The organism is Castellaniella hirudinis (genome assembly GCF_042651965.1).
Taxonomy (GTDB): domain Bacteria; phylum Pseudomonadota; class Gammaproteobacteria; order Burkholderiales; family Burkholderiaceae_B; genus Castellaniella; species Castellaniella hirudinis.
In genome coordinates, this window is the sequence record NZ_JBHSDY010000006.1 from 1 (window position 1) to 13,718 (window position 13,718).

The 13,718-nt window shown below is 67.1% G+C and carries 13 protein-coding genes; 10 read left to right on the plus strand and 3 right to left on the minus strand.

Annotated elements, in window-relative coordinates:
• Window positions 1–241: 241 nt before the first annotated feature.
• Window positions 242–1,171: a tRNA dihydrouridine(20/20a) synthase DusA gene (gene dusA / locus ACFO0J_RS10315; protein WP_376813236.1), complete on the plus strand. Its 930-nt coding sequence runs from the start codon at window positions 242–244 to the stop codon at window positions 1,169–1,171.
• On the opposite strand, the gene ACFO0J_RS10320 is transcribed toward dusA, so the two are convergent.
• Together ACFO0J_RS10320 and ACFO0J_RS10325 are read right to left on the minus strand one after the other, a co-directional pair.
• On the minus strand, window positions 1,168–1,620 hold the full coding sequence (locus tag ACFO0J_RS10320; RefSeq protein ID WP_376812997.1) for a CBS domain-containing protein: 453 nt from the start codon (window positions 1,618–1,620) through the stop codon (window positions 1,168–1,170). The genes dusA and ACFO0J_RS10320 overlap by 4 nt on opposite strands.
• 39 nt (window positions 1,621–1,659) lie before the next feature.
• Window positions 1,660–2,913: a YihY family inner membrane protein gene (locus ACFO0J_RS10325; protein WP_376812998.1), complete on the minus strand. Its 1,254-nt coding sequence runs from the start codon at window positions 2,911–2,913 to the stop codon at window positions 1,660–1,662.
• Window positions 2,914–2,966: 53 nt separating this feature from the next.
• Between ACFO0J_RS10325 and ACFO0J_RS10330 the strand changes: the two genes are divergently transcribed.
• From ACFO0J_RS10330 to ACFO0J_RS10340, 3 genes are read left to right on the plus strand one after another with little or no spacing between them, the layout of a single operon-like run.
• Window positions 2,967–3,341 (plus strand): DUF2069 domain-containing protein, encoded by a 375-nt coding sequence (locus ACFO0J_RS10330; protein WP_376812999.1) that lies wholly within the window; start codon window positions 2,967–2,969, stop codon window positions 3,339–3,341.
• Window positions 3,334–4,809, plus strand: a complete 1,476-nt coding sequence (locus ACFO0J_RS10335) for a protein adenylyltransferase SelO (RefSeq protein ID WP_376813000.1) — start codon at window positions 3,334–3,336, stop codon at window positions 4,807–4,809. The genes ACFO0J_RS10330 and ACFO0J_RS10335 overlap by 8 nt, the downstream gene beginning before the upstream one ends.
• A gap of 40 nt (window positions 4,810–4,849) precedes the next feature.
• Window positions 4,850–5,314 carry a MerR family transcriptional regulator gene (locus ACFO0J_RS10340; RefSeq protein ID WP_376813001.1) on the plus strand — a complete coding sequence of 155 codons (465 nt, stop codon included), beginning with the start codon at window positions 4,850–4,852 and terminating at the stop codon, window positions 5,312–5,314.
• A 4-nt stretch (window positions 5,315–5,318) separates the two neighbouring features.
• Here ACFO0J_RS10340 and ACFO0J_RS10345 read toward each other — a convergent pair whose 3' ends face one another.
• Entirely contained in the window at window positions 5,319–6,914 is a 1,596-nt protein-coding gene (locus ACFO0J_RS10345) for a methyl-accepting chemotaxis protein (RefSeq protein WP_376813002.1), read from the minus strand.
• Window positions 6,915–7,081: 167 nt separating this feature from the next.
• Here ACFO0J_RS10345 and aroC point away from each other — a divergent pair, with 167 nt between their 5' ends.
• From aroC to asd, 6 genes are all read left to right on the plus strand, one after another.
• Complete coding sequence (gene aroC, locus ACFO0J_RS10350; RefSeq protein ID WP_376813003.1) at window positions 7,082–8,140, plus strand: chorismate synthase; 1,059 nt, start codon at window positions 7,082–7,084, stop codon at window positions 8,138–8,140.
• Window positions 8,137–8,949 carry a M48 family metallopeptidase gene (locus tag ACFO0J_RS10355; RefSeq protein WP_376813004.1) on the plus strand — a complete coding sequence of 271 codons (813 nt, stop codon included), beginning with the start codon at window positions 8,137–8,139 and terminating at the stop codon, window positions 8,947–8,949. Before aroC ends, ACFO0J_RS10355 begins: the two co-directional genes overlap by 4 nt.
• 305 nt (window positions 8,950–9,254) lie before the next feature.
• Window positions 9,255–10,658 (plus strand): 3-isopropylmalate dehydratase large subunit, encoded by a 1,404-nt coding sequence (gene leuC, locus ACFO0J_RS10360; RefSeq protein ID WP_376813005.1) that lies wholly within the window; start codon window positions 9,255–9,257, stop codon window positions 10,656–10,658.
• A gap of 8 nt (window positions 10,659–10,666) precedes the next feature.
• Entirely contained in the window at window positions 10,667–11,317 is a 651-nt protein-coding gene (gene leuD / locus ACFO0J_RS10365) for a 3-isopropylmalate dehydratase small subunit (RefSeq protein ID WP_376813006.1), read from the plus strand.
• Window positions 11,318–11,413: 96 nt separating this feature from the next.
• The gene (gene leuB / locus ACFO0J_RS10370; RefSeq protein WP_376813007.1) at window positions 11,414–12,496 is read left to right on the plus strand and encodes a 3-isopropylmalate dehydrogenase; all 1,083 of its coding nucleotides are present in this window, start codon (window positions 11,414–11,416) and stop codon (window positions 12,494–12,496) included.
• A gap of 91 nt (window positions 12,497–12,587) precedes the next feature.
• Window positions 12,588–13,718: an aspartate-semialdehyde dehydrogenase gene (asd, locus tag ACFO0J_RS10375; RefSeq protein WP_376813008.1), complete on the plus strand. Its 1,131-nt coding sequence runs from the start codon at window positions 12,588–12,590 to the stop codon at window positions 13,716–13,718.

Sequence of the window (13,718 nt, forward strand, 5' to 3'; positions counted from 1 at the left end):
CTCATCGTACTTCGACATGAAAAACACCCCAAAGGTTGGATCGGTGTCCAACTTTTGGGGGGCAGTTCACAAGGGGGCGCTTTTTACCTTGGGACGGCCCGACGCTAAAATGACAGGTTACCCGAGAATATCCCGTATGAGCCACTCTTCACCCGGCGCCCGGATCGATGCCGATCCCGTTGCGCCGTCCGCTTCGTCCGCTGACCCCGCCGCCAGGCCCTGGCGCCTGTGCGTGGCGCCGATGATCGACGTCACGGACCGGCATTGCCGCTATTTTCACCGCCTGCTGGCGCCCGGCGCGCGCCTGTACACCGAGATGATCACCACCGGCGCCCTGATGCACGGCGACGCGGGCCGGCATCTGGATTTCGACCCGGCCGAACACCCGGTGGCCCTGCAACTGGGCGGCAGCGAACCGGACGCCCTGGCGCAGAGCGCCCGGCTGGGCGAACGCTGGGGTTACGACGAGATCAATCTGAACTGCGGCTGTCCGTCCGAACGTGTCCAGCGCGGCGCCTTCGGCGCCTGCCTGATGGCCGAACCGCGTCTGGTTGCTGATTGCGTGCGCGCCATGCAGGATGCCGTGTCGGTGCCTGTGACGGTCAAGCACCGTCTGGGCCTGGATTACGAGGAGTCCTACGATTTCGTGCGCGATTTCGTCGGCATCCTGTATGACGCCGGCTGCCGGGTATTCATCGTCCATGCGCGCAACGCGGTGCTCAAAGGCCTGTCGCCCAAGGACAACCGGGAAAAGCCGCCGCTGCGCTACGCGGACGCAGTGCGCCTGAAACAGGATTTTCCGGAGGCGGCGTTCGTGCTGAACGGCGGCTTGGCGGACGTGGAGGCCTGCCTGGACTGGATGGAACGCCTGGACGGCGTGATGCTGGGCCGGGCGGCCTGGCACCACCCGGACATCCTGGCCGAAATCAGCCGCCGCCTGGCGCCCGGGCAGCCGCTGCCCGAGCCGGAAGCCGTGCTGGAGGCCTGGGTGGGCTATGTGACCGCGCAGCACGCGCGTGGCGTGCCGTTGCACATCCTGGTGCGCGGCATGCTGGGATGGCGCACCGGCCAGGCCGGGGCGCGGCAATGGCGGCGCATCCTGTCAGACCCCAAGCAGTTGCGGGCTGAGGGGCCGTCTGTCCTGCGCCGCGCCTGGCAGGCGCTGGCCTAGCCGGCCGACGTATCCGCGGGCCAGTCGCGGATATAGGCCTTGAGCATGTCGTTTTCGAACTGCTGGGCCTCGACGATGGCGCGCGCCATGTCGTAGAACGAGATCACCCCCATCAGGGTGGGGCCGTCCATCACCGGGGTGTAGCGGGCGTGCTTGTCGAGCATCAGGCGCTGGACTTCGTCGGCATCGGTGTTGGGCGTGACGCTGACGGGCGCGTCGTCCATGATGCTGCGCACCGTGAAGTCGCCGGCTGCGCCGTCATGCGTATTCAGGTGGTTGATGATTTCACGGAAGGTCAGCATGCCGACGAGCTGGCCGTGCTCCATGATGACCAGCGAGCCGATGTCGAGCTGGCTCATGGTGGCGATGGCCTCGCGCACCGGCATGTCGGGCGTTCCGGTGTACAGCGCGTGCCCCTTCACGCGCAGGATTTCATTGACTTTCAGCATGTCGATCCCCAGTGGCGCCGTGGTCCGGCCGTTTGTTCATTATTGTGCATCATCGCTTCGATTTCCGGTAGCGTCGTCGCTGAAAAGCGTGTCCAGGACGGGAGGATTGCCCAGCAGGGCGCGTGAAAGGGCCTCCAGCGTGCCGTCCTCAGGCGTAGTCTGGGCGCGGTCGATCAGCAGCCGGTCCACCAGCGGGCCGATGTCGGTCCGGGCGGGGTCGCAGGCCAGCACCCACTGATCGCCGTCCGCAACCGGGACGGCGTAGCCCAGGTCGCGCAGGGTGCCGAGCATGTCGTGCAGGGCGTCGGGGTGGACGCGCAGGTGTTTTTCCAGGTAGCCCAGGCTGCGCCCCGGAGGCTGCGCGCCGCGCGCGTGCCACAGGATGCGCAGGATGCCCAGCGCGTCGACGGCCTGGGCGCCGACCTGGCGCTGCAGCGCCCAGCGATGCAGCCGCAGCGCCGGCAGCAGCGAGGCCACCGTGGCGCCCATCAGCACCACCAGCCAGGACAGATAGATCCACAGCAGGAAGATCGGCAGGGTGGCAAAGGCCCCGTAGATGACGGTGTAGGAGGGGAAGCGCGTCAGGTAGGCGGTGAAGCCGGCCTTCATCACGGCCAGCACCAGCGTCGTGCCCAGTCCGCCCAGCACGGCGTCGCGCCACAGCACGCGGCAGTTGGGCACGAACACGAACAGGGCTGTGAAGCCCAGCACCGACATCAGCAGGGGCACCAGGTTGAGCAGCAGGCCGATGCCTTCGGGCAGGTCGCCGATGTAGCCCAGGGATTCGCGCGCCAGCACCGAACTGGCCCACAGACTGGCGCCCATCAGGATCGGCCCCAGGGAAATGATCGCCCAGTACACCAGCAGCCGCTGGCGCATGGGGCGCTGGCGGGCGACGTTCCAGATCTCGTTGAAGACCTGGTCGATGGTCATGATCAGCAGGATCGACGTCACGACCAGGAAGGCGCCGCCCACGGCCGTCAGTCCGGACGCCTGGGCGGCGAACTGGTTCAGGTAGCGCATGATGGTGTCGGACACCGAGGGCGGCAGCAGGCTCTCGCCCAGGAACGTTTCCAGGGCCTTGTGGAATTCTGCGAACAGCGGAAAGGCGGTGAACAGCGACAGCACCACGGCCAGCATCGGCACGATCGCCAGCACGGTGGTGAAGGTCAGGCTGGAGGCCACCCGGGTGAGCTTGCGGTGACCGGCGAAGTCCAGCGTAAAGCGCAGGATGTCCAGTGCGCGGGTGCGGCGCTCGGCCAGGGAGGGGGCGGGAGTCTGCGGTGTCGTCATAAGGCGGGACTGGGAATCCTCTGAACCCTGAGGTTTCGAGCCATAATACCAGCATGGAAAGTGCAGAAATCAAATTGAGCCCGGGCCTGCACGGCCTGGCGTGTGTCTGTCTGTTCGGCTTGATCGTCTTGTGCGTGGGCTGGGAATTGTGGTGGGCGCCCCTGCGGCCCGGCGGCACGCTGATGGCCTTGAAGGCCGTGCCGCTGTTGTTCGCCGTCAGCGGCGTGCTGCAGCGCCGGCTCTATACCTTGCAATGGGTAGCGATGCTTAGCTTGTTGTATCTGATGGAAGGCGCCGTGCGCGCCTGGTCCGATGTCTCGCCCGTCTCGATGGCGCTGGCCGGCGTCGAGATCCTGCTGTCGCTGGGCCTGTATCTGGGCGCCATTCTGTATGTGCGTCCCGCCAAGCGGGCGGCCCGCCATGGCTAAGGATGCGCTGGCCGGGCTGGACACGGGCTGCTCGTTCGCGTCCCTGCCGCGCGGCTTTTACACCCAGGTGAATCCGCGCCCCTTGCGGGAGCCGCGCCTGCTGCATGCCAATCCGGACGCGGCCGCCCTGATCGGCCTGGACGCAGAGGCGCTGGGGACGCCTGGATTCCTGGCCCTTTGCGCCGGTGGCGCCCGGCTGGGGGACATCGCGCCGCTGGCCACGGCCTACAGCGGCCACCAGTTCGGCGTCTGGGCCGGACAACTGGGCGACGGCCGCGCGCATCTGCTGGGCGAGGTCCTGACCGCCGAGGGCGCGTGGGAAATCCAGTTGAAGGGCTCGGGCCGCACGCCATATTCGCGCATGGGCGACGGCTGGGCCGTGCTGCGCTCCAGCGTGCGCGAATACCTGGCCAGCGAGGCCATGGCCGGCCTGGGCATCCCGACGACCCGGGCGCTGGCGCTGGTCGGCTCCGCCGATCCGGTGGTGCGCGAAACCGTCGAGACCGCCGCCGTCGTCACCCGGCTGGCGCCCAGCTTCGTGCGCTTCGGCCATTTCGAGCACTGGGGCCATTCGCACCACGAACAGAAGGCGCTGCTGGACTATGTGATTGCACACTGGTATCCCGAATGCCGGGAGACGGCCGACGGTGAAACCGACCTGCCCGCCACGGCCTGCCGGCTGCTGACCGAGGTCACACGGCGGACGGCGCGCCTGATGGCCCAATGGCAGCTCGTGGGCTTTTGCCATGGGGTGATGAATACCGACAATATGTCCATCCTGGGCCTGACGCTGGACTACGGGCCGTACGGCTTCATGGACGCCTTCCAGGCCAATCACGTCTGCAACCACAGCGACACGGCGGGGCGCTATGCCTGGAATGCCCAGCCGGCCGTGGCGCGCTGGAATCTGTACCGCCTGGCGAGCAGCCTGCTGGTGCTGGGCTGCGAGGCCCCTGCGCTGGAGGCCTGCCTGGCCCCCTTCGAAGCCGAATTCCTGTCGGCCTACAGGGCCGGCCTGGCGCGCAAACTGGGGCTGGAGGCCTGGGGACCGGACGATGCCGCGTTGGAAGACGACTGGTGGAATCTATTGCACGCGCAGCGGGCCGATTTCACGCTGGCCTTTCGGCGGCTGGCCGGCGTCGACCGCGACGCGGGCCCCTGGCTGGCGCTGTTCGCCGATCCCGCGCCGGCGCAGGCCTGGCTGGACCGCTATCTGGTGCGGCGGGCCGGGCAGGGCGGGGACGCCGAAGCGCGCCGCGTCGCCATGAACCGGGTCAATCCCCTCTATGTGCTGCGCAATCACCTGGCGCAGCACGCCATCGAGGCCGCGCAACGAGGCGACGCCTCTGAGATCGATCGTCTGTGGGCCCTGCTGCGGGATCCGTACACGGAACGCCCCGGCTTCGAGCGCCATGCGCTGCCGCCCGCCGATGACGCGCCGGCCGTGGCGGTGAGCTGTTCCTCCTGACCGATGACATGGCGCAAACCGACCGGGCCGGCCTGATCGTATGATGGGTTCGACCGGCGCCCTGGACCGCCGGATGATCGAGAAGTGCATGAAGATCAGCGAATTGGCCCGACAGGCTGGTGTAGGGGTTGAAACCGTCCGCTATTACCAGCGCCGCGGCCTGCTGGCCGTGCCGGAGCACCAGGCGGGCGCTTATCGCGACTACCCCTCGGACGCGGTGGAAGTGATCCGGCAGATCCGGTGCCTGCGGGGGCTGGATTTCAGTCTCGATGAGATCGGCGCGCTGCTGCGGGGCGGGGTCGAGGGGTGCCCGGATGTCCGGGCCGCCATCCAGCGGCGCATCCAGACGACCCAGCGCGATCTGGACGGCTTGCGGCGGCAGGTGGCGCAGTTGCGCACTGCCCTGAAGACGGTCCCTTGCCAGAAGAGCCGCCTGACCTGCGGCCTGGCCTGCCTGACGGCCTGTGCACGGCCCCTGGCGTGTGAGGTGCCGCCGCCCGCTTGAGGCCTCAGACCAGCCGCGGCAGGCTGGCTGCGGGTTCCAGGTGGAAGCGGCTGACGACCGCCACCAGCGAAGACGTCTGCTGCGCCAGACTGCCGGACGCAGCGGCCGCTTCCTCGACCAGCGCGGCGTTGCTGCGGGTGATGTCGCTGAGCTGCGAGACGGCCGTGCTGATTTGTTCCAGCCCTTGGGATTGCTCGGCCGTGCTGGCCCGCACGTGGCTCACGAGCTGGTTCAACTGGCCGATCTGCTCGCCGGAAAAACGGGTGTCCTCGGCGATCGCCTGGATGCCGGTTTCCACCCGGGCGGCCTGCCGCGTGCTGTTTTCCACCAGGTCGGCGATTTCCCGGGCCGCGTTGGAACTGCGCAGGGCCAGCGCCTGGACCTCCATGGCGACCACGGCGAAACCCTGACCTTGTTCGTTGGCGCGGGCGGCTTCGACCCCGGCGTTGAGGGCCAGGATCTTGGTCTGCAAGGCGATGCCGTCGATCAGGTCCGTGATGCCCTCGATCTGCCGCGACGTGCGGGCCATGTCCTGGATGGTTTCCTCGATGGCGCGCACCTGCTGCAGGCTGCGGATCACGGCGGCATTGGCCCGGGCGGCGAACAGGGCGGCCTCGCGGGCCGTTTCGGCGTTGTTGCGCACGGTGCCGGTGATTTCCTCCATGGCGGCGGCGGTTTCCGAAATGTCGGCCGCCTGCAGCTCGGTGCGCTCGGCCAGATCCGTGTTGCCCAGATGGATCTGGTTGGAGCCGGTCGCGATGTGGTCGCTGCTGGCGCGCACGGAAGATACGATCTGGCGCAACGAATCCTGCATGTGGGCCATCGCGCTGATGACGCTGTGGGGCGGCGCCCGGGAGGCGTCGATGGGCAGGCTGAGGTCGCCGGCGGCGATCGAGTGCGCGATGTGGGCGACGTCGGCGGGTTCGGAGCCCATCTGCCGCATCAGCCAGCGGGTCAGCACGATCCCCAGGATGACCGCGCACAGGGCGCTGACGATGGTCAGAATGATGATCAACACGCTGGCGCGGTCGTAAATGGCCTGTGTGTCCTGACTGAGCATCCGGGCCTGCTGCTGCCGCTGTTCGATCAACTGGTTCATCAGCGTGTCGGCGTGATCGGCCAGGGGGACGATTTCCTGGTACAGCATCGTGACCGAGGCGCGGACGGGCTGCAGGGGTTCGCGGGCGATCAGCCGGGCGACCCGGCGGATGCCGTCGGCATAGGCTTGCGCTGCGGCCCGGGTGTCCCGCAGCAGCGGTGAATCTTTGCCCGGATCCGAGCCGGGCGGGACGGCCAGGGCCTGATGCAGCTTGCCGAGATGCCGTTCGGCGGCGTCCAGTTGAGCATCCCGGGTTGCCTGGACGGGAGCCAGGGCGGCGATGCGGATGGCGCGGGCGGTGAGCAGCATCTGCTGGTTGGCCAGGGCCGCCTGCTGCAGATTCCGCAGGTCGCGGTGGTACATGGTTTCCGCCAGGGCGTGGATGCGTCCGCTGGCGTACAGGCCGATCGCGCCCATCACCAGCGTGAGGGCCGCGCCCGCCAGGAAGCTCGCGATCAGCCGGGTGGCGACGCCGGGTTGGCTCGAGGAACGCATGCGCATGGGAATTTTCTCGGGAAGGTCCGGGAGGGCGGTTGTCCGGTTCGGGTGGACTATAGCGACCGTACTCGGGTACGCTGCCAGCCCGGGTTAACCCGCAGCGCCCCTTGCGGCGTGCTGAAATGTCATAATGAGATTTCTTTCTTCTTTCCTTCCCTCGCGCATCGACCATGTCCGGTAATACCCTGGGTTCCCTGTTTCGTGTCACCAACTTCGGCGAGTCGCATGGTCCGGCCATCGGCGCCGTGATCGACGGCTGCCCCCCCGGCATGGCTTTGTCCGAGGCCGACATCCAGGCCGAACTGGACCGGCGCCGGCCGGGCACCTCGCGCCACGTCACCCAGCGCCGCGAGCCGGATACGGTGGAAATCCTGTCGGGGGTATTCGAAGGCCTGACCACGGGCACGCCCATCGGCCTGCTGATCCGCAACACCGACGCGCGCAGCAAGGACTACAGCAATATCGCCGACACCTTCCGCCCCGGCCACGCGGACTACACCTACTGGAAGAAGTACGGTGTGCGCGATCCGCGCGGCGGCGGGCGTTCTTCCGCACGCTTGACGGCTCCCACCGTGGCGGCGGGCGCGGTGGCGCGCAAATGGCTGATGCAGGAATACGGCGTGCGCATCCGCGGCTACATGAGCCAGCTGGGGCCGATCCCGATTCCCTTCATGTCCTGGGATGACGTGCCTGAAAACCCTTTTTACGCCCCCAACGCCGGCATCGTCCCGGAACTCGAGGCCTTCATGGACCAGTTGCGCCATGACGGCGATTCCATCGGCGCGCGCATCGAAGTCACGGCCGAAGGCCTGCCCGCCGGCTGGGGCGAACCCATCTACGATCGGCTGGATGCGGACATCGCCCACGCCATGATGGGGCTGAACGCCGTCAAGGGCGTGTCGATCGGCTCGGGCTTCGATTGCGTCGCCATGCGCGGTTCCGAACACGGCGACGAACTCAGCCCCGACGGCTTCATGGGCAACCACGCGGGCGGCGTGCTGGGCGGGATTTCCTCCGGCCAGCCGCTGCAGGTGTCGCTGGCGGTCAAGCCGACTTCCAGCATCCGCATCGAGCGCCATTCCGTGAACCGCGCCAACGAGCCGGTCATGGTGCAGACCCTGGGCCGCCACGATCCCTGCGTGGCGATCCGCGCGACGCCCATCGCCGAGGCGCTGCTGGCCATCGTGCTGATGGACCACGCACTGCGCCATCGGGGGCAGTGCGCATGAGCCGGGTCATCCGCAGCCTTTCCGTCATCGGCCTGAGCGTGTGGCTGGCGGCCTGCGCCCAGGTGCAGACGACCCAGTCCGGCCTGGTGGGCGTGAACCGCACCCAGACCATGTCCAGCCTGGTGTCCGAGGCCGAACTGAACCAGCAGGCGGAAACCGAATACCGCAAGATCCTGTCCCAGGCCAAGGCACAGGGCGCCCTGGACACCCCGGCCGCGCAGACCCAGCGCGTGCAGACGATTTCCCGCAAGCTCATCGCCCAGGTCGGCACCTTCCGGCCGGATGCGCGCAACTGGGCCTGGGAAATCCACGTCCTGAAATCGGACGAGGTCAACGCCTGGTGCATGCCCGGCGGCAAGATCGCCGTCTACACCGGCTTGCTGGACAAGATCCAGCCCACGGACGCCGAACTGGCGGCCGTGCTGGGGCATGAGATCTCGCATGCGCTGCGGGAGCACGCGCGCGAACAGGTCTCGCGCCAGATGGCCGCCGGCATCGGCCTGTCGGTCCTGTCGGCCATCACCGGCAGCCAGGCCGTGTCCGACCTGGGCTCCTCGCTGACCAACGTCATGTTCACCCTGCCCAACAGCCGGTCCAACGAAACCGAGGCCGACCGCATGGGCGTCGAGCTGGCCGCCCGCGCCGGCTACGACCCGCGCGCCGCCATCACGCTGTGGCAGAAGATGGAGAAGGCCGGGGGCGGCGGACAACCCGAAATCCTGTCCACGCACCCCTCGTCGCAAAGCCGGATCGCCGACCTGCAACAGGCCTCCCAGATCGTGCTGCCCTTGTATCAGGGCAAAAAGTAGGGCAGGCCTCTCCCGATTTCCCGCCGCAAGGCTCCACCGCAGGCCTGATGGGTCTCCCCGGGTGGAGGGACTGTTCGCAGCCTGTCCCGGAACCCGGGGACCCGTCGGGCCGTCTTCCATGCCAAGAAGGACAATAGAGGAACGGTCTCGTTGGGACACTTAGATCCCCAAGCTGGTATCTGGTACCTCCAATACTAGGATAACCGCTCGCCTTGTCCGGGAAAATCACACTGGCATAATAGGATTCATCGCATCCGCATTCACCTGCGGGCGGCGCCATTTTCCCGATTTCCGAGGCCAAGACCATGCCCCAAACCCTGTACGACAAGCTCTGGGACGCCCACGTGGTGCACCAGGGGCCGGACGGCACCTGTCTGCTGTACATCGACCGCCATCTCGTCCACGAAGTCACCAGCCCGCAGGCCTTCGAGGGCCTGGAGCTGGCCGGCCGCAAACCGTGGCGGATTTCCGCCAACCTGGCCGTGGCCGACCACAACGTGCCCACCACGGCGCGCAGCGAAGGCATCCAGGATCCGGTCTCGCGCCTGCAGGTCGATACCCTGGACAAGAACTGCGAAACCCACGGCATCACCGAATTCCGCATGAACGACCGCCGCCAGGGCATCGTCCACGTCATCGGACCGGAACAGGGCGCGACCCTGCCGGGCATGACCGTGGTGTGCGGCGACTCCCACACCAGCACGCACGGCGCCATGGGCGCCCTGGCCTTCGGCATCGGCACCTCCGAAGTCGAACACGTCCTGGCCACGCAGACGCTGCTGATGAAAAAGAGCCGCAGCATGCTGGTGCGCGTCGAGGGCAAGCTGCCCTTCGGCTGTACCGCCAAGGACCTGGTCCTGTATGTGATCGGCCGGATCGGCACAGCGGGCGGCACGGGCTACGCCATTGAGTTCGGCGGCAGCACCGTGCGGGCGCTGTCCATGGAAGGCCGCATGACGGTCTGCAATATGGCCATCGAAGCCGGCGCGCGCTCGGGCATGGTGGCCGTGGACCAGGTCACGATCGATTACTTCAAGGGCCGGCCCTACGCGCCCGAAGGCGCGGCCTGGGATCAGGCCGTGGCGTACTGGCGCACCCTGCATTCCGACCCGGATGCTGTCTTCGACCGCGTGGTCGAGATCGACGCTGCGCAGATCGCGCCTCAAGTCAGTTGGGGCACCTCGCCCGAAATGGTGCTGCCCGTCGACGCCCGCGTGCCCGATCCCGAAAAGGAAAAGGACGAAGTCCGCCGCAGCGGCATGGAGCGCGCGCTGCAGTACATGGGGCTCGAACCCAATATGCCGATGACCGACATCCGCATCGATCGCGTCTTCATCGGTTCGTGCACCAATGCGCGCATCGAGGACTTGCGCGCCGCCGCCGCCGTGGCCAAGGGCCGTCGGGTTGCGTCCAACGTGCGCCAGGCCATGGTCGTGCCGGGCTCGGGGCTGGTCAAGGCCCAGGCCGAGCGCGAAGGCCTGGACAAGATTTTCCTGGCCGCGGGCTTCGAGTGGCGTGAACCGGGCTGTTCGATGTGCCTGGCGATGAACGCCGACCGGCTGGAGCCGGGCGAGCGTTGCGCCTCGACCTCGAACCGCAATTTCGAAGGCCGCCAGGGACAGGGGGGGCGCACCCACCTCGTCAGCCCCGCCATGGCCGCCGCCGCCGCGGTGGCTGGCCATTTCGTCGATATCCGCCGCCTGAGCTAGGAGCCGCCATGCAAGCTTTCACCACCCACAAGGGCCTGGTCGCCCCCCTGGACCGGGAAAACGTCGATACCGACCTGATCATTCCCAAGCAGTTCCTGAAATCGATCAAGCGCACCGGCTTCGGCCCGAACCTGTTCGACGAACTGCGCTACCTGGATCACGGCGAGCCCGGCATGGACAACAGCAAGCGGCCGCTGAATCCGGACTTCGTGCTGAATCAGTCCCGCTACCAGGGCGCCTCGGTCCTGCTGGCGCGCAAGAACTTCGGTTGCGGCTCCAGCCGCGAGCACGCGCCCTGGGCCCTGCAGCAGTTCGGCTTTCGCGCCATCATTGCGCCGTCGTTCGCCGACATTTTCTTCAACAACAGCTTCAAGAACGGTCTGCTGCCCATCGTGCTGCCTGAAATCCAGGTGGCGCGCCTGTTCGACGAGGTCAAGGCCTTCCCCGGCTATGCGCTCACCATCGACCTGGAACGCCAGCGTGTGATTTCGGCCGGCGGCGAGGAATCGCCTTTCGAGATCGACGCCTACCGCAAGGAATCGCTGTTGAAGGGCCTGGACGAAATCGGCCAGACCCTGCTGCGCGCCGACATGATCCGCGCCTTCGAGGCCGAGCGCCTGGCGCGCCACCCCTGGCTGGCCAAGCACGTGCCCGGCTGACGCGCCGCTCCATGCGTCGGTGCGCACGCCCCGTTCTCAAGGACGGGGCGTGTCGTTGATAGACTCCCCGTTCAACATTCCCCACTGGAAGAACCCATGACTTCTCGCATCGCAGTCCTGCCGGGCGACGGCATCGGCCCGGAAATCGTCGAGCAGGCCGTGCGCGTGCTGCGCGCCCCGGCCCTGAATCTGGACCTGGAACTGACCGAGGCGCCCGTGGGCGGCGCCGCCTATGTCGCCAAGGGCCACCCTCTGCCCGAGGACACCCTGGCCCTGGCCAAGCAGTCCGACGCTATCCTGTTCGGCGCCGTGGGCGACTGGAAATTCGACAAGCTGGAACGCGCCCTGCGCCCGGAACAGGCGGTGCTGGGCCTGCGCAAGGCCTTGGGTCTGTTCGCCAATCTGCGCCCGGCGATCCTGTATCCCGAACTGGCCAACGCCTCGTCGCTCAAGCCCGAGGTCGTGGCCGGCCTGGACATCCTGATCGTGCGCGAACTGACGGGCGACATCTATTTCGGCCAGCCGCGCGGCGTGCGCACCCTGGAAGACGGCCCGTACGCGGGCGAGCGTCAGGGCTACGACACCATGCACTATGCCGAGTCCGAAATCCGCCGCATCGCCCACGTGGCCTTCCAGGCCGCCGCCAAGCGCCAGGGCCGTCTGTGCAGCGTGGACAAGGCCAACGTCCTGGAAACTTCGCAGTTCTGGCGCGACATCATGATCGACGTGGCGCGCGAATATCCCAAGGTCGAACTCTCCCATATGTACGTGGACAACGCCGCCATGCAACTGGTGCGCGAACCCAAGGCCTTCGACGTGGTGGTGACCGGCAATCTGTTCGGCGACATTCTGTCCGACGAAGCCGCCATGCTGACGGGCTCCATCGGCATGCTGCCCTCGGCGTCGCTGAACGCCAGCCGGCAGGGCCTGTACGAACCCAGCCACGGCTCGGCGCCGGACATCGCCGGGCAGAACATCGCCAATCCGCTGGCGACCATTCTGTCGGCCGCCATGATGCTGCGCTATTCCCTGGATGCGGCGCCAGCCGCCGACCGGATCGAAGCCGCCGTGCAGGCGGTGCTGGCCCGAGGGTTGCGCACAGCCGACATTTTTGAAGCCGGGACGACGCGGGTTTCGACCTCGGAAATGGGCGATGCCGTACTGAAGGCATTAAACTGATACATTCATTCGATGCATTCATTTAGTGCATTAAGCTGACGTATTACACTTAGCGTTCACATATCCACTTTTACGGTTCAGGCAGGGATTTATGGCTCAGGCAGTTGGTTTGGTCGGTTGGCGCGGGATGGTCGGTTCGGTGCTCATGCAACGCATGCGCGACGAAAAAGACTTCGACTTGTTCGAACCGGTCTTCTTTTCCACCAGCAACGCGGGCGGTGCTGCGCCGTCCTGGGCGACGGGCGCCGGTCCGCTGCAAGACGCGCACGACATCGACGCGTTGCGCAAACTGCCGATCATCGTCACCGCCCAGGGCGGCGACTACACCTCCGCCGTGTATCCCAAGCTGCGCGCCGCCGGCTGGACCGGCCTGTGGATCGACGCCGCCAGCACGCTGCGCATGAAGGACGATGCCATCATCGTGCTCGACCCGGTCAACCGTCCGGTGATCGATGCCGCCCTGCAGCGCGGCGTGCGCGACTTCATCGGCGGCAACTGCACCGTCAGTTGCATGCTGATGGGCCTGGCCGGCCTGTTCAAGGCCGATATGGTCGAATGGATGACCTCCATGACCTACCAGGCGGCCTCGGGCGGCGGCGCGCGCCACATGCGCGAACTGCTGACCCAGTTCGGCATCCTGAACCAGGCCGTGGGCGATCAGCTCGCCGATCCGGCTTCGGCCATCCTGGACATCGACCGAGGCGTGCTCAAGGCCCAGCAAAACCCCGATCTGCCCCGTGAAAACTTCGGCGTGCCCCTGGGCGGCAGCCTGATCCCCTGGATCGACAAGGACCTGGGCGACGGCATGTCGCGCGAAGAATGGAAGGGCGGCGCGGAAACCAACAAGATCCTCGGGCGCGGTCCGGGCTTCGGCGCCGATCCGGTGCCGGTCGACGGTCTGTGCGTGCGGATCGGCGCCATGCGCTGCCACAGCCAGGCGCTGACCATCAAGTTGCGGCGCGACATCCCCCTGGACGAAATCAACGACGCGGTGCGTACCGGTACGGAGTGGGCGCGTCTGGTGCCCAACGACCGTGAATCTTCCATGCGGGACCTGACCCCCGTGGCCGTGACCGGCACGCTGGACATCCCGGTGGGCCGTTTGCGCAAGATGTCGATGGGGCCTGAATATCTCAGCGCCTTCACGGTCGGCGACCAGTTGCTGTGGGGTGCCGCCGAACCTCTGCGCCGCATGCTGCGCATCGCCCTGGGTGAACTCTGA

What these genes read in the sequence shown, in the direction of transcription:
- dusA (WP_376813236.1), top strand. Translation starts at nt 242, where the DNA reads ATGATCGACGTCACGGACCGGCATTGCCGCTATTTTCACCGCCTGCTG.
- ACFO0J_RS10320 (WP_376812997.1), bottom strand. Translation starts at nt 1,620, where the DNA reads ATGCTGAAAGTCAATGAAATCCTGCGCGTGAAGGGGCACGCGCTGTAC.
- ACFO0J_RS10325 (WP_376812998.1), bottom strand. Translation starts at nt 2,913, where the DNA reads ATGACGACACCGCAGACTCCCGCCCCCTCCCTGGCCGAGCGCCGCACC.
- ACFO0J_RS10330 (WP_376812999.1), top strand. Translation starts at nt 2,967, where the DNA reads ATGGAAAGTGCAGAAATCAAATTGAGCCCGGGCCTGCACGGCCTGGCG.
- ACFO0J_RS10335 (WP_376813000.1), top strand. Translation starts at nt 3,334, where the DNA reads ATGGCTAAGGATGCGCTGGCCGGGCTGGACACGGGCTGCTCGTTCGCG.
- ACFO0J_RS10340 (WP_376813001.1), top strand. Translation starts at nt 4,850, where the DNA reads ATGATGGGTTCGACCGGCGCCCTGGACCGCCGGATGATCGAGAAGTGC.
- ACFO0J_RS10345 (WP_376813002.1), bottom strand. Translation starts at nt 6,914, where the DNA reads ATGCGCATGCGTTCCTCGAGCCAACCCGGCGTCGCCACCCGGCTGATC.
- aroC (WP_376813003.1), top strand. Translation starts at nt 7,082, where the DNA reads ATGTCCGGTAATACCCTGGGTTCCCTGTTTCGTGTCACCAACTTCGGC.
- ACFO0J_RS10355 (WP_376813004.1), top strand. Translation starts at nt 8,137, where the DNA reads ATGAGCCGGGTCATCCGCAGCCTTTCCGTCATCGGCCTGAGCGTGTGG.
- leuC (WP_376813005.1), top strand. Translation starts at nt 9,255, where the DNA reads ATGCCCCAAACCCTGTACGACAAGCTCTGGGACGCCCACGTGGTGCAC.
- leuD (WP_376813006.1), top strand. Translation starts at nt 10,667, where the DNA reads ATGCAAGCTTTCACCACCCACAAGGGCCTGGTCGCCCCCCTGGACCGG.
- leuB (WP_376813007.1), top strand. Translation starts at nt 11,414, where the DNA reads ATGACTTCTCGCATCGCAGTCCTGCCGGGCGACGGCATCGGCCCGGAA.
- asd (WP_376813008.1), top strand. Translation starts at nt 12,588, where the DNA reads ATGGCTCAGGCAGTTGGTTTGGTCGGTTGGCGCGGGATGGTCGGTTCG.